This is a genomic window from Mycolicibacterium smegmatis (assembly GCF_001457595.1).
Taxonomy (GTDB): Bacteria; Actinomycetota; Actinomycetes; order Mycobacteriales; family Mycobacteriaceae; genus Mycobacterium; species Mycobacterium smegmatis.
Genome location: NZ_LN831039.1, coordinates 1,914,548 through 1,932,054, shown reverse-complemented (window position 1 = coordinate 1,932,054; position 17,507 = coordinate 1,914,548). Strand labels below are relative to the sequence as shown.

At 67.1% G+C, this 17,507-nt stretch carries 24 protein-coding genes; 14 read left to right on the top strand and 10 right to left on the bottom strand.

Annotated elements, in window-relative coordinates:
- The first annotated feature begins 27 nt into the window (after positions 1-27).
- From AT701_RS09110 to AT701_RS09085, 6 genes are read left to right on the top strand one after another with little or no spacing between them, the layout of a single operon-like run.
- Complete coding sequence (locus AT701_RS09110; protein ID WP_081319431.1) at positions 28-264, top strand: hypothetical protein; 237 nt, start codon at positions 28-30, stop codon at positions 262-264.
- Between the two features lie 15 nt (positions 265-279).
- A complete protein-coding gene (locus tag AT701_RS09105) occupies positions 280-1,167 on the top strand; it encodes an SDR family oxidoreductase (RefSeq protein ID WP_051065144.1) in 888 nt (295 codons plus the stop codon).
- 56 nt (positions 1,168-1,223) lie between these two features.
- Positions 1,224-1,649, top strand: coding sequence for a hypothetical protein (locus AT701_RS09100; RefSeq protein ID WP_223495462.1), 426 nt, complete (start codon positions 1,224-1,226; stop codon positions 1,647-1,649).
- A complete protein-coding gene (locus AT701_RS09095; RefSeq protein WP_058125698.1) occupies positions 1,649-2,878 on the top strand; it encodes an NRAMP family divalent metal transporter in 1,230 nt (409 codons plus the stop codon). The genes AT701_RS09100 and AT701_RS09095 overlap by 1 nt, the downstream gene beginning before the upstream one ends.
- On the top strand, positions 2,875-3,273 hold the full coding sequence (locus AT701_RS09090) for a hypothetical protein (protein WP_036452888.1): 399 nt from the start codon (positions 2,875-2,877) through the stop codon (positions 3,271-3,273). Before AT701_RS09095 ends, AT701_RS09090 begins: the two co-directional genes overlap by 4 nt.
- On the top strand, positions 3,260-3,601 hold the full coding sequence (locus tag AT701_RS09085; RefSeq protein ID WP_003893162.1) for a hypothetical protein: 342 nt from the start codon (positions 3,260-3,262) through the stop codon (positions 3,599-3,601). Before AT701_RS09090 ends, AT701_RS09085 begins: the two co-directional genes overlap by 14 nt.
- Before the next feature lie 8 nt (positions 3,602-3,609).
- Here the strand turns inward: AT701_RS09085 and usfY (AT701_RS09080) are convergent, their stop codons facing one another.
- On the bottom strand, positions 3,610-3,915 hold the full coding sequence (gene usfY, locus AT701_RS09080) for a protein UsfY (RefSeq protein WP_003893161.1): 306 nt from the start codon (positions 3,913-3,915) through the stop codon (positions 3,610-3,612).
- Between the two features lie 201 nt (positions 3,916-4,116).
- Between usfY (AT701_RS09080) and AT701_RS09075 the strand changes: the two genes are divergently transcribed.
- Positions 4,117-4,374, top strand: coding sequence for a hypothetical protein (locus AT701_RS09075; RefSeq protein WP_036452886.1), 258 nt, complete (start codon positions 4,117-4,119; stop codon positions 4,372-4,374).
- A gap of 58 nt (positions 4,375-4,432) precedes the next feature.
- On the top strand, positions 4,433-5,368 hold the full coding sequence (locus AT701_RS09070) for a ribonuclease Z (protein WP_058125697.1): 936 nt from the start codon (positions 4,433-4,435) through the stop codon (positions 5,366-5,368).
- Between the two features lie 31 nt (positions 5,369-5,399).
- Here AT701_RS09070 and AT701_RS09065 read toward each other — a convergent pair whose 3' ends face one another.
- Positions 5,400-6,773 carry a cytochrome P450 gene (locus tag AT701_RS09065; RefSeq protein ID WP_058125696.1) on the bottom strand — a complete coding sequence of 458 codons (1,374 nt, stop codon included), beginning with the start codon at positions 6,771-6,773 and terminating at the stop codon, positions 5,400-5,402.
- Positions 6,774-6,946: 173 nt separating this feature from the next.
- Here AT701_RS09065 and AT701_RS09060 point away from each other — a divergent pair, with 173 nt between their 5' ends.
- On the top strand, positions 6,947-7,441 hold the full coding sequence (locus tag AT701_RS09060) for a DUF4383 domain-containing protein (protein ID WP_036452880.1): 495 nt from the start codon (positions 6,947-6,949) through the stop codon (positions 7,439-7,441).
- 256 nt (positions 7,442-7,697) lie between these two features.
- On the top strand, positions 7,698-8,720 hold the full coding sequence (locus tag AT701_RS09055) for an iron-containing redox enzyme family protein (protein WP_003893156.1): 1,023 nt from the start codon (positions 7,698-7,700) through the stop codon (positions 8,718-8,720).
- A gap of 81 nt (positions 8,721-8,801) precedes the next feature.
- Here the strand turns inward: AT701_RS09055 and AT701_RS09050 are convergent, their stop codons facing one another.
- Both AT701_RS09050 and AT701_RS09045 read right to left on the bottom strand, forming a co-directional pair.
- Positions 8,802-9,017: a CDGSH iron-sulfur domain-containing protein gene (locus AT701_RS09050; protein WP_003893155.1), complete on the bottom strand. Its 216-nt coding sequence runs from the start codon at positions 9,015-9,017 to the stop codon at positions 8,802-8,804.
- Positions 9,014-9,682 (bottom strand): HemK2/MTQ2 family protein methyltransferase, encoded by a 669-nt coding sequence (locus AT701_RS09045; RefSeq protein ID WP_003893154.1) that lies wholly within the window; start codon positions 9,680-9,682, stop codon positions 9,014-9,016. The genes AT701_RS09050 and AT701_RS09045 overlap by 4 nt, the downstream gene beginning before the upstream one ends.
- Positions 9,683-9,936: 254 nt before the next feature.
- Here AT701_RS09045 and AT701_RS09040 point away from each other — a divergent pair, with 254 nt between their 5' ends.
- Positions 9,937-11,142, top strand: a complete 1,206-nt coding sequence (locus AT701_RS09040; protein WP_058125695.1) for an IS110 family RNA-guided transposase — start codon at positions 9,937-9,939, stop codon at positions 11,140-11,142.
- Between the two features lie 197 nt (positions 11,143-11,339).
- Complete coding sequence (mbp1, locus tag AT701_RS09035) at positions 11,340-11,582, top strand: microaggregate-binding protein 1 (protein ID WP_036452878.1); 243 nt, start codon at positions 11,340-11,342, stop codon at positions 11,580-11,582.
- A 68-nt stretch (positions 11,583-11,650) separates the two neighbouring features.
- Here the strand turns inward: mbp1 and usfY (AT701_RS09030) are convergent, their stop codons facing one another.
- The 4 genes from usfY (AT701_RS09030) to AT701_RS09015 all read right to left on the bottom strand — a co-directional run bounded on the left by usfY (AT701_RS09030) (position 11,651) and on the right by AT701_RS09015 (position 13,278).
- Positions 11,651-11,950 (bottom strand): protein UsfY, encoded by a 300-nt coding sequence (gene usfY / locus AT701_RS09030; protein WP_003893151.1) that lies wholly within the window; start codon positions 11,948-11,950, stop codon positions 11,651-11,653.
- A gap of 66 nt (positions 11,951-12,016) precedes the next feature.
- Positions 12,017-12,634 carry a flavodoxin family protein gene (locus AT701_RS09025; protein ID WP_058125694.1) on the bottom strand — a complete coding sequence of 206 codons (618 nt, stop codon included), beginning with the start codon at positions 12,632-12,634 and terminating at the stop codon, positions 12,017-12,019.
- A complete protein-coding gene (locus AT701_RS09020; RefSeq protein ID WP_003893149.1) occupies positions 12,631-12,942 on the bottom strand; it encodes a hypothetical protein in 312 nt (103 codons plus the stop codon). The genes AT701_RS09025 and AT701_RS09020 overlap by 4 nt, the downstream gene beginning before the upstream one ends.
- A 93-nt stretch (positions 12,943-13,035) precedes the next feature.
- A complete protein-coding gene (locus AT701_RS09015; RefSeq protein WP_014877189.1) occupies positions 13,036-13,278 on the bottom strand; it encodes a metallothionein in 243 nt (80 codons plus the stop codon).
- Between the two features lie 122 nt (positions 13,279-13,400).
- On the opposite strand from AT701_RS09015, the gene AT701_RS09010 reads away from it, so the two are divergent.
- Positions 13,401-13,958: a restriction endonuclease gene (locus AT701_RS09010; protein WP_174519576.1), complete on the top strand. Its 558-nt coding sequence runs from the start codon at positions 13,401-13,403 to the stop codon at positions 13,956-13,958.
- A gap of 7 nt (positions 13,959-13,965) precedes the next feature.
- Here the strand turns inward: AT701_RS09010 and lat are convergent, their stop codons facing one another.
- Both lat and AT701_RS09000 read right to left on the bottom strand, forming a co-directional pair.
- Positions 13,966-15,330: an L-lysine 6-transaminase gene (lat, locus tag AT701_RS09005; RefSeq protein ID WP_003893146.1), complete on the bottom strand. Its 1,365-nt coding sequence runs from the start codon at positions 15,328-15,330 to the stop codon at positions 13,966-13,968.
- Positions 15,331-15,382: 52 nt separating this feature from the next.
- A complete protein-coding gene (locus AT701_RS09000; protein ID WP_014877187.1) occupies positions 15,383-15,847 on the bottom strand; it encodes an Lrp/AsnC family transcriptional regulator in 465 nt (154 codons plus the stop codon).
- Positions 15,848-15,918: 71 nt separating this feature from the next.
- Between AT701_RS09000 and amaB the strand changes: the two genes are divergently transcribed.
- Positions 15,919-17,502 carry an L-piperidine-6-carboxylate dehydrogenase gene (gene amaB / locus AT701_RS08995; RefSeq protein WP_011727883.1) on the top strand — a complete coding sequence of 528 codons (1,584 nt, stop codon included), beginning with the start codon at positions 15,919-15,921 and terminating at the stop codon, positions 17,500-17,502.
- Positions 17,503-17,507 lie beyond the last annotated feature (5 nt).

The window sequence follows — 17,507 nt, the reverse complement described above, 5'->3', positions numbered from 1 at the left end:
CACTGCACTCTTAAACACTCGAAGAGTTTGATCGAGAACTTCTCGGGTATCCGCCCGGCCATGGAACACCAGGACGTACCCGACGAGGTACCTGTCGCAGACGCTGTCGAACAAGATCAACCTGCCGTCCGGCCGCTCATCGGCGAGAGCGACGAGAACTCGGTGTCCGACCCCGACGGCCCTCCGCTGGAGGCCGGCGACGGTGACTGGCAGGAGCAACGCGAAACCGTCGACCTCGACCCCGATGACCCCCGCGATAGCTAGGTAGGCGAAATACCCATGGAATCTTTCGAATCCGACAAACCCGGCGCAGATCAAGATCTCAACGATCAGCACAACGTGATCCCCTATCCCGGCCATACCGAGGACATGGACGACGATCCGCACGACGAGATGGCCGACTATGTCGGCCGGGGTCTCCTCGAGGGCAAGCGCGCGTTGATCACGGGTGGTGACTCGGGGATCGGGCGTGCGGTCGCGGTGGCATTCGCCAAGGAAGGCGCAGACGTCGCGATCGCGTACCTGGAGGAGCACGACGACGCCACCCACACCGCTTCGCTGGTGGAGCGCACCGGCCGTCGCTGTCTGCGACTGCCCGGCGATCTCGCCGAGGTCGAGCAGTGCAGGGCGATCGTCACGCGCACCGCCGGAGCGCTGGGCGGTATCGACATCCTGGTCAACAACGTTGCGTACCAACGTCCCACCGAGGAGTTCACCGATATCAGCGACGAACAGTGGCGGCACACGTTCGCGGTGAACATCGACAGCTTCTTCTACGTCACCAAGGCTGCGCTCGACTACCTCCCCGACGGCGGCGCGATCATCAACACCGCCTCCATCAACGGACTTCGCGGCAACAAGACCTTGATCGACTACTCGGCAACCAAGGGCGCGGTCATCGCACTCACCTATGCACTGGCCCAGTCACTGACCGAGCGTCGAATCCGGGTGAACTGCGTTGCGCCGGGGCCGGTTTGGACCCCGCTGATCCCTGCCACCATGGATTCCGACCGCGTCGAGTCGTTCGGAGAGCAAACGCCGTACAACCGCGCGGCCCAACCCGACGAGATCGCACCGTCGTACGTCTTCTTCGCCGCCGACCAACTGTCGTCGTACTACACCGGCGAGGTACTCGCGCCGCTGGGTGGCGAAACCCTTCCGGGCTGAGCCGAAGCCGACGCATCATGGCCGGCGTCGATGACAGACGACGTCACCTCCGGACGGTGTTGCTGACCGGGTTGATGATCATCGCGCTGGGCCTGCTGCTGACACGCTGCCCGAGCAATCGCGACGGTATGCCGGGCCGGCTCGCGCAGGCCATGGAGGAAACGGTGGCCGCGGCCCGCAGCGGCGCCTACGCGCTGGACCTGCGGATCCGCGATCGCACATCGAGACAGTTGGCCAATGTGCAGGTCTCCGACGCCAGGGACGAAGTTCTCAAGGCGTACAAGGGCATTGCCGATCTTGAAGCCGAAGACGCGGCGGACATCGGTCGGCAGCGGTTGCTCACCGCGTCCATGACCGACATCATCGGCCGGCTCAACACGGCCTCGGCCCGCGTCCGTGAGATCACGGCCGAACCTCCGCTGCCCCGCCTGCGTGACGATCTGCTGGCCGCGGCCGACGCGCTCGAGACCGGGTACCGCTGATGAAGAAGTTCTTCGCGGTCGCACTCGGCATCCTGACCGCGATCGGCGGCTTCCTCGACATCGGCGACCTGGTCACCAATGCCGTGGTCGGCTCGCGCTTCGGGCTGGCACTCGTGTGGGTGGTGGTGGTCGGCGTTGTCGGCATCTGCCTGTTCGCGCAGATGGCCGGACGGGTGGCCGCGGTCAGTGGCCGCGCCACGTTCGAGATCATCCGTGAACGCCTCGGCCCGCGCACGGCCGCCGCCAACCTCGGCGCCTCGTTCTTCATCAACCTCATGACGCTGACGGCCGAGATCGGCGGCGTCGCCCTGGCGCTGCAACTCGCCACCGACGTGGGCACGATGATGTGGATACCGGTTGCGGCGTTCGCGGTGTGGCTGGTGGTCTGGCGCGTCAAGTTCACCGTCATGGAGAACGCCGCCGGGATCCTGGGTCTGTGCCTGATCGTGTTCGCCGTCAGTGTCTTCGCGCTGCAACCGAACTGGGGCGACCTCGCGGGTCAGGCCGTACAGCCGGCGATCCCCGAATCGGAATCCGCGGCAACCTACTGGTACTACGCGATCGCGCTCTTCGGCGCGGCGATGACTCCGTACGAGGTGTTCTTCTTCTCCTCGGGCGCCGTCGAAGAACATTGGACCACCAAGGATCTCGGCGTCTCCCGGATGAACGTCATGGTGGGCTTCCCGCTCGGCGGGCTGCTGTCCATCGCGATCGCCACATGCGCCACGCTGGTTTTGTTACCCCAGCAGATCGAGGTGACCTCCCTGTCACAGGTGGTGATGCCCGTCGTCGAGGCCGGCGGCAAGCTCGCGCTCGCGTTCGCGGTCATCGGTATCGTCGCGGCGACTTTCGGTGCGGCGCTGGAGACCACACTGTCGAGCGGATACACACTCGCTCAGTTCCTCGGCTGGCCATGGGGCAAGTTCCGCAGGCCCGCCCAGGCCGCGCGGTTCCATGTGGTGATGTTCGTCAGCATCGTGGTGGGCGCCGCCGTGCTGTTCACCGGCGTCGACCCGGTTCTGGTGACCGAGTACTCGGTGGTGTTCTCGGCGATCGCCCTGCCCTTGACCTATCTGCCCATCCTCATCGTCGCCAACGATCCGGAATACATGGGCGAGAACACGAACGGAAAGGTGACCAACATGTTCGGCTCTGTCTATCTGGTGATCATCCTCGCGGCTTCGCTGGCCGCGATACCGCTCATGATCGTGACGGGAGCCGGACGGTGAGCGGCTCCTCAACCCGTGGCCGGACCCACCGGACGACGCTGGATGCACGCCTGCACCTGCTGGACCGTCAATTGATCGACGACGACGGAGCACCGGTGGGCATCGTCGACGACCTCGAACTCGACGGCATCGAGATCGACAAACCGATCGCGGCCGGAACTCCGGCGCCTCGCGTCACCTCGCTGCTGACCGGCCAGGTGGTGATCACCCGGATTCTCGGCGGAGCACCGCCGCGGTCCCTGCTGCACGAGATCCCGTGGGATGTGGTCGCCTCGATCGGCGTCACATTGCAGCTGCGCCCCACCGACCTGAACTTCGACGCGCAATGGGTGGAACACTGGCTGCGCGACCACATCGTCTCCCGCATACCGGGCGGCCGCCATGCAGCTGAGTGATCTGCTGGGGCTCATGGTCACGGACGCGGGACATCACCGCGTCGGAACAGTCATCGACGTGCGGCTCACGGTAGCGGGCTCGGCGACCGAGAATCCTCCGGCACCACGGCTCGCCGGGCTGGTCGTCAGCCCCCACACGAGGTCGTCATACCTGGGATACGAGCGCACCGGCATCAACGCGCCTGCCGTGATCGCCGCGATCGCGCGCTGGCGCCACCGCGGGACGTTCGTGGTCGAGTGGGCCGACATCGCCCGCATAACTGCCGATCGCGTCATGCTGCGCGGCGGCTTCGAGCGGCACCCGCCGGGGCTGCGTCCCGGCGGGTGAATTCCCGGTCAGGGCCGGCTCTGGTGCACCTCCGGGTGGGCGGCATTCCACTGGCGTTCCTTACGGGTCACCCTCCGGTGCTCGATCACCAGCCACGAACCACTGACCACGAACAACAGGGCCGCAACGACCGCGAGGACGATACCGACCGTCTCATGGCTCGTGCTGAACGCGAACAGACACGACACGAAGGACACACCGCCCAGGAACAACAGGATCAACGCGGGGATGTTGGTGGTGTCCTTCAGCGTCTCGCCGGCGTGCGGCCTCGTCGTTCGTGCATGGTCCACCGGATCTTTCGCGGTGTCGCCCATTTACTGCTCCCTTCGGCGGCGCCCAGAATCATCTTCGGTCCGCACCGGGCAGGCCGGACTTGCCCTTCGGGCTACCCCGGGAGCGTCGATGCAAAACCCGGGGGTGCGCTTCGAGCGCGCGGGAAACGGGCATACCTGAGCGGGTCCCCAGGGCCCGCAACCGAACCGATCCGGCTGAATTCCCAGGTGAGGAGCACCGACATGACGATCTCCGCGGACGACGTGCGCCGACTGCTGGAGGCCGACGCGCCTGACGCTGTCCTGGTTCTCATACAGGGACGCACCGCCGTGATCCCGGCGACCGAACTCGAGACCGACGAGTACCGCGGGGCCCTGCAGGTGGCCACTCGCTCCGATCTGGGCAGATCGGGTGGCGACCGGGGCGCGGATCTCTCCGACCACGAACTCGAAGAAGAGGCCGCCAAGTTGGAGGCCGCCGTGGCGAACCTCGGCGGCTGATCCAAGATGGCCGCGCCAGGGCGCTGGTAGGCCCCGGCAGAGCCGTAGTGTCGAAGGGGTGTCGATGCGCGAGCTGGTCGTCCTCGGTACCGCGAGCCAAGTTCCGACACGGCTGCGCAATCACAACGGATACCTGTTGCGCTGGGACGACGAGGGCTTCCTGTTCGATCCCGGCGAGGGCACCCAACGCCAGATGCTGCTGGCGGGTGTCTCGGCGAGTTCGGTCACGCACCTGTGCCTGACCCACTTCCACGGCGATCACTGCCTCGGGGTTCCGGGCATCGTGCAACGCATGTCGCTCGATCACGTCGCGCATCCGGTCGCGGCCCACTACCCCGCCTCGGGGCAGGAGTTCTTCAACCGTTTGCGCAACGCAAGCGCGTTCCACGACACCGTCGACGTCCGGGAACATCCGGTGGAGGCGGACGGACCGGTCGCCTTCGGTGCGTTCGGAACCCTTGAAGCGCGCAGGCTCGATCATTCCGTCGATTCGATCGGCTATCGGTTGACCGAACCCGACTCTCGGCGCATGCGCTCAGATCTGCTGGCGCTGTATGGGATTCACGGACCGGCCGTCGGAGAGTTGCAGCGCGAGGGAACGATCCGGGTGAGCACGGACACGGGCCCAGGCCCCGAGGTTGTGCACCTCGCCCAGGTCAGCGAGCCCCGGCCCGGGCAGCGGTTCGCCTTCGTGATGGACACCCGGTTGTGCGACGCGGTGTACGCGCTCGCAGAGGACACCGACATGTTGGTGATCGAGTCGACATTCCTCAACGAACATGCCGGTCTCGCATTGAAATACGGCCACCTGACCGCACGTCAGGCCGCGCGCGTGGCAGCAGAGTGTCACGTGAGGAAACTCGTGCTGACCCATTTCTCACAACGCTACGGCGATACGCAACGTCACTTCGAGGAGGCGGCCGAGGTTTACGACGGGGAGCTCGTGGTGGCGGATGACCTGGCGCGCATCGCCGTTCCACGCCGTTCGCCGTAGCCGATGTCCGCGTCGCCTGTCACGTCGCCCGTCACGTCACCGGATCCGCGGTCGCCGCCGTGACCGCGCGCCGCGCGGGACGCAGGGAGAACTCGATGCCCGCGTGGTTGAACGTCATCGGCAACGGTTCGCCCGCCACCGGCCGCGGCTCGGACCGAACTTCGAAGTGCAAGCGGTTCAACAGATTCGCCGCCAGCGTGCTCGTGGTGAACAGCACCAGGTTGCGCCCGGGGCATTCGGCGGGCCCCGCCGAGAAGGGGACGAGTTGCGGATAGAGCTGGGCCCGACCGTCGATCCAGATCTCGGGAACGAAGTCGTGCGCGAAGGGCAGCACCTGGTCGTCGCGGTGGAACGCGGGCGCCACGATCAGCAGGCCCGCACCCTTGGTAACCGTGAAGCGCTCGGCGCCGTCACGCCAGTGGGTGTCCTCGGTGGTGTCGCGCAGGATGGCCGGCGTGGTGGGCCACAACCGCACCGACTCGAGCAGACAACCTCGAAGGTAGGGCCGCAGCAGCGGCCGGTTCGGCTCGCCGGCGTCCTCCAGCGCGCGATCGCGCTGCAATGGATGGGTCGCCAGTACCGCGAGCGCCCGCAGCAACGCCATGCCCGCCGCGTCGAAGGCGAAGAGCCACTGCGGTATCTGACCCACGGGGTCGACCGCGCCGCTCGCCGGGACGTCGGCGAGCGCACCGACCAGCGTGCCCGGTTCGGGGTCTTCGGCGTAGCGGTAGAGGTGGGACAAGAACCGCGAACGTGCCCGGTAGTGCGGGAGTGACAGAAACGACCAGTTGCCCGCTCGGCGCAGCCGCGCGAGTTGGTCGGTGATCGCGTGGTCGTCGCGGGCCCGCTCCCCCAGCGTCAGCCGGCGGACCAACCGCCACCACGCGGTCATGAACTCGTCGGCATCCAGGAGATGGCCCGGCAGGGTCCTGGCGACCAGAGTGTCCGCCTCGGCGGCGATCTTCGCCGCGAACGATTCCGCCAACCGGTGCATCGCGGCACCCGAGTCCAGTGCGGCCTCGTTGACCGCGCGTCGCTGCTCGCGGATCGGGCCCTGAGAGATCAGGACACCGTGCGGCTGGAACCACTGCAGGGCCTTGCGCTTCTCCCGGTTGGCGGGGTGGAAGGGCTCGGGTGCCTGCGCCAGCACCGCGCCGACATCCTCGGGATCGGTCACCACCACGATGCGTCGACCCGGTATCACCAGTTCGACGGGACCCCGGCCGAACTCGCTGCGCAGCCGGCGCATTCTCTTGCCTGCGCGTTCGTCGGCTTGCATCCGCTCGAGCAGCCCGAGCACAGGAGGCCGTCGTGCGATCACGCCCGACGCGATCGCCGGGAACCCGAGATCGACCAACGTGGCAAGGGCCTGCGCACCGTGCAACCGGTGTCCACCGTTATTCATGCGCAGCGGGCTACCCCCGGGTCGGAGCACCAAACATGATGGTCAGCACGCCTGCCGAGGTTCTCGACGGAGTTTCGCCGAAAGGCGGCCCGGGTAGTCGATCGGCATGCCGGCGCCATGGCCGGCAAGTACATCGAGGCCACATCAGAGGCCACATCAAGGGAAGGTCAGCAATGAGTTCAACACACGCCACGAGGCCCGGGACCTCCGCCCGGTCGCCCCTTCAGTGGGCGGCGCTCATCGTGGGAGCGGTCTTCCTCCTGGTCGGCATCGCGGGCTTCATCCCGGGCCTGACCTCCAACTACGGTGACCTCACGTTCGCGAGTCACCACTCCGAGGCCATGCTGCTGGGCATCTTCGCGGTGTCGGTCCTGCACAACCTGGTCCACCTGGCGTTCGGTGTCGCCGGTCTGGCCATGGCGCGTAAGCCTTCGTCGGCCCGCCTCTACCTGATCGTCGGCGGCATCATCTACGCGGTGTTGTGGCTGTACGGTCTCGTGATCGATCCGCACAGCTCGGCCAACTTCGTCCCGGTGAACTCCGCTGACAACTGGCTGCACTTCGCGCTCGCGGTGCTCATGATCGGTCTCGGCGTCGCACTCGGCCGCCAGACCACGTTGCGCGCGACCAACGGCGAGGGGACCGGCGCCCCGGGCACCCTGAACTGATCCGGCACACCAGGTTGGTTCCGGGCCGTCGTCCCATTTCCGGATGCGGACGGCGGTCCGGAACTATTCTGTGCCCAGCTTCTTCGTTTCTCTTCCGCACAATCCACGAGGCATCGACGCCCGTGAGATACCACTGTCCAACGCCGCCGCGGTTCGCGACACGACCAGGAGCACCACAATCAACGCACAGCAAAACGCCAGGCCCAGGACGCGTTTGAGGTTTACCGCAGGCACAAATGGGAATCCTGGGGGCAATATGATGACTATCCCGACCACCCTGCAACCGCCGCTTCCCGACGCCCAGGGCCGCATATCGGCCGCGGTGATATCCGAGCTCAAAGGCCGTGCACCGCACAATCACCTCGAACCCGTGTGGGTTCCGCTGCGTGACGCCGACCCCCTGGGGCTGGACATCCAACTCGCGCTGTACGTCTGTTACGAACTGCACTACCGCGGGTTCGACGGCGTCGACCCCGACTGGGAGTGGAGCGCCGGACTCCTGCACTTGCGCTCTCAGCTCGAACGCGTCTTCCTCGAGGCCGTTCGTAAGGAGATCGGCACCATCCCGCCCGACGTCACCGCAGCCAGTGAGATGGAGCGGTTGTCCGTCGAGCCGGTGGACGGCACCGGGCCGTCCTACTTCCTGCGCGACCACGGCACGTGGGAGCAGATGCGGGAGTACTTCGTACACCGTTCGCTGTATCACCTCAAGGAGGGTGACCCGCACGCGTGGCTGATCCCCAGGATCGGCGGTCAGGCGAAGGCGTCGTTTGTGGCGATCGAGTACGACGAATACGGGGCCGGCCACGGCAACCACCTGCACCAGCAGCTCTTCGCCGACCTGATGGAGGCGGCCGGCCTGGACACCACCTACCTCGGCTACATCGGACACGTACCCGCCGAGTCCCTCGCGCTGGTGAACCTGATGTCGATGTTCGGGCTGCACCGCAAACTCCGCGGGGCCGCTGCCGGGCATTTCGCGGCAACCGAGATCACCTCGTCTCCGGGATCGCAGCGGCTGACGGCCGCGCTGAAGCGCCTCGGTGCCCCCGAGCCGTGTGTGCGGTTCTACGCCGAGCACGTGGAGGCCGACGCCGTGCACGAACAGGTGGTGCGGCTCAACGTGATCGGCGACCTCGTCGAGCGCGAACCCGAACTCGACGCCGACGTGGTGTTCGGCATCCGCGCGTTCGACGCGTTGGAAGACCGCCTGGCCGATCATCTGATGAAGAGCTGGACGGCCGAGCGCAGCTCGCTCACCAGGCCCCTGGACGACTGACACGGCGCACTGTCATCATTCACAGACGATTTCGCCCCCACCGTGACGGTGGGGGCGAAATCGTTTGTCGGTGGCTGCCGCTCACGCGGTCTGTCTGGCCGTCTTGTCCGGCCTCACCCGCTTGCGGTGGCTCGTGTCGCACAACGGGTAGGTCTTGGAGCGGCGGCATGTGCACACCGCGACCATGAACCGGTCCGATTCGACCTTCGACCCGTCGGGCAGTTCGATGCACACCGGGCCTTCGACCAGCATTGGGCCGCGGTCGGTGATCTGTACGGTCCTGCGCTGCGCGGTCATGGCTTGTCCGCTCGGATGACCACCAGCACCTCGTCGTCGCGACCATCGTGCAGCCGGCCGGTTTCGCGCAGCCATTCCGCCTGGGCGGTCACCACGGGACCCCACGGGATCGACTGCGTGACGACGACCTCGGTCTTGAGACCGCTCCAGCTCAGGCGGGTCAGGGACTCCTCGACACCCGAGAATTCCGACTGCACGAGGAACAGAGAGCCGCCCTCGGCGAGCATCGCACCCGCCACGTCGCACAGCGGGTCGAGGATCATACGTCCGTCCGCGCCGCCGTCCCAGGCGGTCGCGGGCCCGGCCCACGGCGCCACGCTGCCGGGATCGACCGCAGGACTGGTGGGCACGTACGGCGGGTTGCACACGACCAGATCGAAGGGCTCCCAGTTGAGCGCCTCGTTCCAGGTGCCGAGCTTCACGTCCACGTCGGCTGCTGCCGCCGCGGCGTTGGCCGTGGCGTATTCCACGGCACGCGGGCAGATGTCCAGCGCGGTCACGTGTTCGGCACCCAGGTGTGCGGCGGCGATCGCCACAACCCCGCTTCCCGTACACAGATCGAGAACGCGGCGGCCGGGTACCTCGCCACTGCGTTCCAGCGCATCGATGAGCAACTGCGAGTCTTCTTGCGGACGGTAGACACCTTCAGCGGCGATAGCGAGCATGTGAGTCCTTAAGTTCGTAGTTGCAGTTTCTTCGTGTTGTTGAGGCAGTTACGTTGGGCTGTGACCCGGGTGGGTCGGGTGTGGCTGTGGTGTGTGTTGCCGGCCCCTTGGTGCGGCTTGAAAGGACTGGCCGCCCGGCCTGCCTGGACTTCTCTGGCCGCTGATTGAGATCTGCGATGTGATCGCTTGTTTAAGGAAATGCTGGCGGGGTTGTCCTTGGGGATCATGTTGGCAGACAAGCGAAAAGAGGTGTGATGGCGGCGGGCCAGGTGTGGGCTGGAGTGGATGTCGGTAAAGAGCATCACTGGGTATGTGTGGTCGACGACAGCGGGAAGGTGGTGTTGTCGCGCCGGTTGGTTAACGATGAGCAACCGATCCGAGAGCTCGTGGCTGAAATCGACGAGCTGGCCGAGCGAGTGTTGTGGGCGGTGGACCTGACCACGGTGTATGCCGCCCTGTTGTTGACGGTGCTGGCCGACGCTGGCAAAACGGTCCGGTACCTGGCCGGCCGGGCGGTGTGGCAGGCCTCGGCGACCTACCGCGGTGGGGAGGCCAAAACCGACGCCAAAGATGCACGGGTGATCGCCGACCAGTCGCGGATGCGCGGGCAGGACTTGCCCGTTCTGCATCCCAATGATGACTTGATCAGCGAGTTGCGGATGCTCACCGGCCATCGCGCCGACCTCGTGGCCGACCGCACCCGCACAATAAACCGGCTGCGCCAACAACTCGTCGCGGTCTGCCCGGCCCTGGAACGAGCCGCCCAACTGAGCCAAGACCGTGGCTGGGTGGTATTGCTGGCGCGCTACCAGCGTCCCAAAGCGATTCGGCAAAGCGGTGTTTCGCGGCTGACCAAAGTCTTGACCGATGCCGGTGTGCGCAACGCCGCCTCGATCGCGGGGGCTGCGGTGGCCGCGGTGAAAACCCAGACGGTGCGTCTGCCCGGCGAAGAGGTGGCCGCCGGGTTGGTCGCTGATCTGGCACGGGAGGTGATTGCCCTCGATGACCGCATCAAGACCACCGACGCCGACATCGAGGGCCGATTTCGCCGCCATCCACTCGCCGAGGTGATCACCAGTATGCCCGGCATGGGATTTCGACTCGGCGCCGAACTCCTCGCTGCCGTCGGTGATCCCGCACTGATCGGATCGGCTGACCAACTCGCGGCCTGGGCCGGCCTGGCACCAGTGTCTCGAGACTCCAGAAAGCGCACCGAACGACTGCACACCCCCAAGCGCTACAGTCGCCGACTGCGCCGAGCCATGTACATGTCGGCGTTGACCGCGATCCGCTGCGACCCAGATTCCAAGGCCTACTACCAGCGCAAACGAGACGAAGGAAAGCGGCCGATCCCCGCCACCATCTGCCTGGCACGACGGCGCACCAACGTTCTCTACGCCCTCATCCGCGACAACCGGACCTGGCAACCTGAATCACCCCCAAACATCGCGGCGGCTTGACTTCTTCATTGAGAGTCCTTTCGATCACCTGGCTCGTTTGGTACCCATCTGGTGGACCGGCAAACCTTCCGACCTCGGGCGATGCACAGGGCCGCGTTTCCGATCACGTTTCGGGACCCGGAATACCGGGCATCAGTAGGAAGCGCGAAGACGCGTCAATGAACAACCAATCCACTCGCGGCAGCGGAAAGGTAACCATGACCGAGAAGAATTCTGGACCCGAAGAAGGCATCAAGGGCGCCGTCGAGGACGTCAAGGGCAAGGCCAAGGAAGCCGTCGGCACCGTGACCGGCCGTGACGACATGGTTCGGGAAGGCAAGGCCCAGCAGGACAAGGCCGATGCCCAGCAGGCCGCCGCCAAGAAGGAAGCCGAGGCCGAATCGGCCCGTGCCGGGGCAAAGGCAGCCGAGAAGCGGCAGGAGTCCGAACAGCGACCCTGATGCGGCGCAATACGCAGATGGCCCAGCCGATTTCGGCTGGGCCATCTTTTCGCGCTCTCTTGCACCGGTCAGCTGGGGTGCTGCCGCATGATCCCGGGATGATTTGCGTACCAACGCTCTTCGTTCTTGCGGACGCGGTAGTGCTCGGTGGCCAGCCAGGCCCCGCCCACCACTGCACCGACCGCGGCCAACCCCACCAGCATTCCTCCGATGCTCATGTGGTCGGTCGCGAACGCGACCAGGCTGCTCACGAACACCACGAGGGAGACGCCGATGATCGCCAGACCCGGCAGGTTTCTGGCGTCCTTCATGGTCTCGCCGGCGTGTGGTCGTGTGGTCCTGGCATGATCGACAGGTTCGTCAGCCATCGTCACTTTCCTTTCCGAAGTTCCCGAATGTTCCCGGATGTCCGCGAATATCGTTGCCTCGTACGATCACTCGTATGGCGGGTACGGGCCGGTACTGAGTAGGCCCGCGAGGTGCGCCGCGTTGCGCGCGGCCGCCGCGGTGGCACCGGCAACCGGATCCGGCACAGTGTCGAGGTCTTTGAAGTCGACGCCCTGCATGGCCTCGCCGTTCCAGTAGGTGCATCCCTGCGCCGGGATGCTGTACCCCATGTCGTTGAGCGCCTGGAACACGTCGGCCACGGTCTTGTGGGCGCCGTCCTCGTTGCCGACCACGGCCACCAGTGCGACCTTGCCCGCCAGTACGGGCCTGCCGGCGTCGTCGGTGTTGGACAGCTCGGCGTCAAGGCGCTCGAGCACGCGCTGGGTGATGCTGGACGGGTGACCGACCCACACCGGTGTGGAGATCACCAGTACGTCGGCGGCGAGGATCTTCTCGCGGATCTGGGGCCACTGGTCGTCACCGCCCATGTCGGCCTCGACCCCGGGTTCGATCGTGTAGTCGGCGCATCGCAGGATCTCGGTGCCCACGCCGGCCGCGCCGAGGTCGTCGCACACGTGCCGGGCCATCAGATCGCTGCTGGAATCGGCGGGGCTGCGTTTGAGACTGCACACCAGCGCCAGAGCGTTCAGCGTCGGCGCGGTCACAGCTGCCCCAGCCCGGGGAGGTGGCGCAGCGAGACCGCCAGGGTGACGACCATGAGGGTCAGCAGCACCAGACCCGCGCCCTGCCAGGCGCGGGCGTGTTCACGAGGCGTCTCGGTGTGATGCGGGCGCGCGAGCGCCCACATCCCGGCGGCCAGCAGGGCCCCCGGCGCCGCGAGGGTCAGAAGGGTCCGCTGCGGCGCGCCGCACGCGACGGCGTCGGCCGTATCACCCACACACGTGCTGAGCCAGAGTGTGGACAACACCATGAACACCCCGGCGATGCCGGCCGCGACGGTCCCGTACCTCACCGCCTCCCGAACGCTCTCGTGGGGCGAGCGATCGGTCGCGTCGTCCGGCGACCGCAGGGACCGGGATGGACTTCGCAACGGACTGGGAACCACTCAGCCCACCGCCTCGCGGTCGACCAACTCGGAGTGGCCTGCCTTGCGTGCGCAGTGCGCACAGCAGAACATCGTCCCGGCTGCCTCGAGGCCGTGTCCGAGGATCCGGCAGCCACAGTGCGCACATTCCGGTGCCACGTGGGCGGCCGCGCACTCGATGCTGTCGAACGCTTCGGTGTGCCCCTCCCAGCTCACGGTGAAGGCTTTGTCGTAATCGTTTCCACAGGTGGCACAGATCGCCATCACATCTCCCGGCTCGTTGCTCTCGGCGAGAGACGACTTCCCGGCGACCGCTTGTGCTAAACCCGGGAACAACCGCGTGAGTCGCGGCGACCTGTCGCACCGCACCTCTACCATCTGCGCACGTGACGCGGATCAAGCTCTGTCTCGCCGTGGGCCTGGCCGCGGCGCTCACGGGTCATCTCGCCGGGGCCGGCCTGCCGTGGACGGTGGCGATCGGCATGGTGGTGCCGCTCGCGCTCGCGGCACTGCCGCGCTTCGTCCTCGCCGTCGTGCGCGGTGCGCGCACCCCGGGTCCCCGCGAGAGCACCGCGGCGGACATGTCGGGCCTGGAGTTCGAGGACTACGTCGCGCGTATCGCCAGATCGTGCGGCCTGCCGGTCATCATGACCCCGCTGAGCGGGGACTGGGGTGTGGACCTCATCGTCGGACGCCGTCCGCACCGCATCGCGATCCAGTGCAAGCGGCAGTCCCGGCCGGTGGGCGCGGGCGCGGTGCAGGAGGTGGTGGCCGGAGCGCCGATGCAGGACTGCACCAGAACCATGGTGGTGTCCAACAACGAGTTCACCCCGGCCGCACGCAAACTCGCCGAGTTGCACGGATGCGAACTCGTCGGCGGTGACGACATGCCGCGTCTGCGGTCCATCCTGCGACGGGCCGCGGCCGACGGGTCCCGGGCGTGAGCGCTGCTCAGCGCTCGCTGAGCACGGCGCGCACGGCGTCGAGGCACGCGTCGATCTCGGCGCGCGTCACGGGCAGCGCCGGACGGAACCGCACCGAATCCGCCCCGCTGGGCAGCATGATGACGTGGCGGTCCCACAGCTTGCGGATCAGGGCGTCGCGGTCCTCGGGCGTGGGCATGCTGAAGGCGCACATCAGTCCGCGACCGCGCGGGTCGACAACGACGCCCGGGAATCGTGTTGCCAGCACGCGCAACTCGTCGAGCAGGTACGCGCCCATGTCGCGTGCATTGTCCAGCAGGCCGTCGCGCTCGATCACCTCGAGGATGCGGCGCGAGCGCACCATGTCGACCAGATTTCCGCCCCAGGTGGAGTTGATGCGCGAGCTCACGGCGAACACGTTGTCGGCCACCTCGTCGACACGGCGCCCGGCCATCACGCCGCACACCTGCGTCTTCTTGCCGAACGAGACCACATCGGGCATCACACCCAATTGCTGGTAGGCCCAGGCGGTTCCGGTGATGCCGCAGCCCGTCTGGACCTCGTCGAAGATCAGCAGCGCGTCGAACTCGTCGCACAGTTCGCGCATGGCCGCGAAGAATTCGGGCCGGAAGTGGCGGTCCCCGCCTTCACCCTGGATGGGTTCGGCGATGAAGCACGCGATGTCGTGCGGGTGTGCCTCGAACGCCGCACGCGCCTGGCGCAGCGACTCGGCCTCCAGCGCCGCCATGGCGTCGTCGTCGAGTCCGGGACGCACGTAGGGCGCGTCGATGCGCGGCCAGTCGAATTTCGGGAAGCGGGCGACCTTGACCGGATCGGTGTTGGTCAGCGACAGGGTGTAGCCGCTGCGGCCGTGGAACGCGCCGCGCAGGTGCAGGACCTTGGTGCCCAGTTCCGGGTCGATCCCGTGCGCCTCGTTGTGCCTGCTCTTCCAGTCGAACGCCACCTTGAGTGCGTTCTCCACGGCGAGCGCACCGCCGTCGACGAAGAACAGATGCGGCAGCGCCGGGTCGCCGAGCACCCGCCGGAACGTGTCGACGAACCGTGCCATCGGCACGCTGTAGATGTCGGAGTTGCTGGGCTTGTTCAGCGCGGCCTGCGCCAGTTCGGCGCGGAACTCGGGATCGTCGGCCAGCGCCGAATGGTTCATGCCGAGCGCCGACGACGCGAAGAACGTGAACATGTCCAGGAAACGCTCACCGGTCCGCGCGTCGACCAGATGCGATCCGCGGGACTCCTCCAGGTCCAGCACGAAGTCGAAACCGTCGGCCAGGATGCTGCGGGCCAGTGTCTCCCGAACGAGTTCAGGAGCGAGCTCTGGGCTCGCGCCCGGCGAGGACGATCCGGAGACAGGCGTGTTCAGCAGAGCGGTCATGCCGCCAGGTTAGCGCAATTTTTACGGTGAATGCGACCCGAGACCGCAAGGTTTACGGAATGTAGTCCCTACCTGTGTAAAATGTCTGCAAGATTATGGTGCTGCGGGTCCTGACGTTCGCCGCGGTCCTGATGCGCTGCAGCAGGTCCTCCAGAGCACGCGCCGAGGCCACCCGGACCTGAAGGACGTAGCTCTCGTCGCCCGCCACCGAATGGCACGACTCGATTTCGGGGATGTGCTCCAGCCGGGCAGGCGCATCATCGGGTTGGGACGGATCGAGAGGAGTGATGGCGACGAACGCCGAAAGCATGTTGCCCAGCGCTTCGGGGTTGATCCGCGCCGCGTACCCGGTCACCACACCGCGGGATTCCAGACGTCGCACGCGGGCCTGCACTGCCGACACCGAGAGCCCGGCGGCCGCCGCGAGGTGCGCCAGAGTCGCCCGCCCATCTGCCACGAGTTCGCGGACCAGAATCCGGTCGATCCCATCCAACGACTGTTCGTCCGGTTCGCCCATGGCCCGCACTGTAGCGGTTCACCTGTCCAGCCCGGCCCCAACCCAGTACAGCCGACCAGAGAGGCCCAACGATGACTGCGAACATCACCACCGACAAACCCCAGGGCGCCGGCGCGGCCGGTCTTCCCACGGCCGACGAGCTGCGGCAGCGGGTGCGCCGTGCTCTCGACGCGATCGGCGCGACAACCGCGCTCGCCGAGCCGGGCGGCGCGTCCGACGGTGACCTGCACGCCAGCACACCCATCACCGGCGACGTGTTGTTCACGCTGCCCGCACACACCGCCGAGGCCGCCGACGCGGCGATCGCCGAAGCGGCCCAGGCGTTTTCCGTGTGGCGCACCACGCCTGCCCCGGTGCGCGGTGCGCTCGTGGCGCGGCTGGGCCAGCTGCTCGTCGAGCACAAGGCCGATCTCGCGACGCTCGTGACGGTCGAGGCGGGCAAGATCACCTCGGAGGCACTCGGCGAGGTGCAGGAGATGATCGACATCTGCGACTTCGCCGTCGGGCTGTCGCGCCAGTTGTACGGCCGCACCATCGCCTCGGAGCGCCCGGGCCACAGGTTGATGGAGACCTGGCACCCGCTGGGCGTGGTCGGGGTGATCACCGCGTTCAACTTCCCCGTGGCCGTGTGGTCGTGGAACACCGCGATCGCGTTGGTGTGCGGTGACACCGTCGTGTGGAAGCCGTCGGAGCTCACGCCGCTGACCGCGATCGCGTGCCAGGCGCTCATCGAGCGGGCCGCCGCCGACGTCGGCGCGCCTGCCGCGGTGAGCCGGCTGGTGCAAGGTGGCCGCGAGGTCGGCGAACGCCTGGTCGACGACCCGCGGGTGGCCCTGGTCAGCGCGACCGGATCGGTCCGGATGGGCCGGGAGGTGGGCCCGCGGGTGGCGGCGAGGTTCGGCAAGGTGCTGCTGGAACTCGGCGGCAACAACGCCGCGATCGTGACGCCCTCGGCGGACCTCGATCTCGCCGTGCGGGCGATCGTGTTCTCAGCCGCGGGCACCGCGGGCCAGCGGTGCACGACGCTGCGCAGGCTGATCGTGCATTCCTCGGTCGCCGACGAGGTGGTGCGCCGCGTCGTCTCGGCGTACCAGAGCCTGCCGATCGGTGACCCGTCCGCCGAGGGCACGCTGGTCGGTCCGCTGATCCACGCCCGCGCCTACCGCGACATGGTGGGCGCGCTGGAGCAGGCCCGCGCCGACGGCGGCACGGTCCACGGCGGTGAACGTCACGAGCTCGGCGACGAGGAAGGCGCGTTCTACGTCGCACCCGCGGTCGTGGTGATGCCCGCGCAGACCGAGATCGTGCACAACGAGACCTTCGCGCCGATCCTCTACGTGCTCACCTACGACGACCTCGATGAGGCGATCGCGCTCAACAACGCGGTGCCGCAGGGGCTCTCGTCGGCGATCTTCACCACCGACGTGCGCGAGGCCGAGCGGTTCCTGGCGGCCGACGGATCGGACTGCGGCATCGCCAACGTCAACATCGGCACGTCGGGCGCCGAAATCGGCGGCGCGTTCGGCGGCGAGAAGCAGACCGGTGGTGGGCGCGAGTCGGGTTCGGACGCGTGGAAGGCCTACATGCGCCGCGCCACCAACACCGTCAACTACTCCTCGGAGTTGCCGCTGGCGCAAGGCGTGCACTTCGGGTAGCACCG

Coding starts and splice junctions, on each gene's coding strand:
- AT701_RS09105 (WP_051065144.1), top strand. CDS start 280: ATGGAATCTTTCGAATCCGACAAACCCGGCGCAGATCAAGATCTCAAC.
- AT701_RS09095 (WP_058125698.1), top strand. CDS start 1,649: ATGAAGAAGTTCTTCGCGGTCGCACTCGGCATCCTGACCGCGATCGGC.
- AT701_RS09085 (WP_003893162.1), top strand. CDS start 3,260: ATGCAGCTGAGTGATCTGCTGGGGCTCATGGTCACGGACGCGGGACAT.
- usfY (WP_003893161.1), bottom strand. CDS start 3,915: ATGGGCGACACCGCGAAAGATCCGGTGGACCATGCACGAACGACGAGG.
- AT701_RS09075 (WP_036452886.1), top strand. CDS start 4,117: ATGACGATCTCCGCGGACGACGTGCGCCGACTGCTGGAGGCCGACGCG.
- AT701_RS09065 (WP_058125696.1), bottom strand. CDS start 6,773: ATGAATAACGGTGGACACCGGTTGCACGGTGCGCAGGCCCTTGCCACG.
- AT701_RS09060 (WP_036452880.1), top strand. CDS start 6,947: ATGAGTTCAACACACGCCACGAGGCCCGGGACCTCCGCCCGGTCGCCC.
- AT701_RS09055 (WP_003893156.1), top strand. CDS start 7,698: ATGATGACTATCCCGACCACCCTGCAACCGCCGCTTCCCGACGCCCAG.
- AT701_RS09050 (WP_003893155.1), bottom strand. CDS start 9,017: ATGACCGCGCAGCGCAGGACCGTACAGATCACCGACCGCGGCCCAATG.
- AT701_RS09045 (WP_003893154.1), bottom strand. CDS start 9,682: ATGCTCGCTATCGCCGCTGAAGGTGTCTACCGTCCGCAAGAAGACTCG.
- AT701_RS09040 (WP_058125695.1), top strand. CDS start 9,937: ATGGCGGCGGGCCAGGTGTGGGCTGGAGTGGATGTCGGTAAAGAGCAT.
- mbp1 (WP_036452878.1), top strand. CDS start 11,340: ATGACCGAGAAGAATTCTGGACCCGAAGAAGGCATCAAGGGCGCCGTC.
- usfY (WP_003893151.1), bottom strand. CDS start 11,950: ATGGCTGACGAACCTGTCGATCATGCCAGGACCACACGACCACACGCC.
- AT701_RS09015 (WP_014877189.1), bottom strand. CDS start 13,278: ATGGCGATCTGTGCCACCTGTGGAAACGATTACGACAAAGCCTTCACC.
- lat (WP_003893146.1), bottom strand. CDS start 15,330: ATGACCGCTCTGCTGAACACGCCTGTCTCCGGATCGTCCTCGCCGGGC.
- AT701_RS09000 (WP_014877187.1), bottom strand. CDS start 15,847: ATGGGCGAACCGGACGAACAGTCGTTGGATGGGATCGACCGGATTCTG.
- amaB (WP_011727883.1), top strand. CDS start 15,919: ATGACTGCGAACATCACCACCGACAAACCCCAGGGCGCCGGCGCGGCC.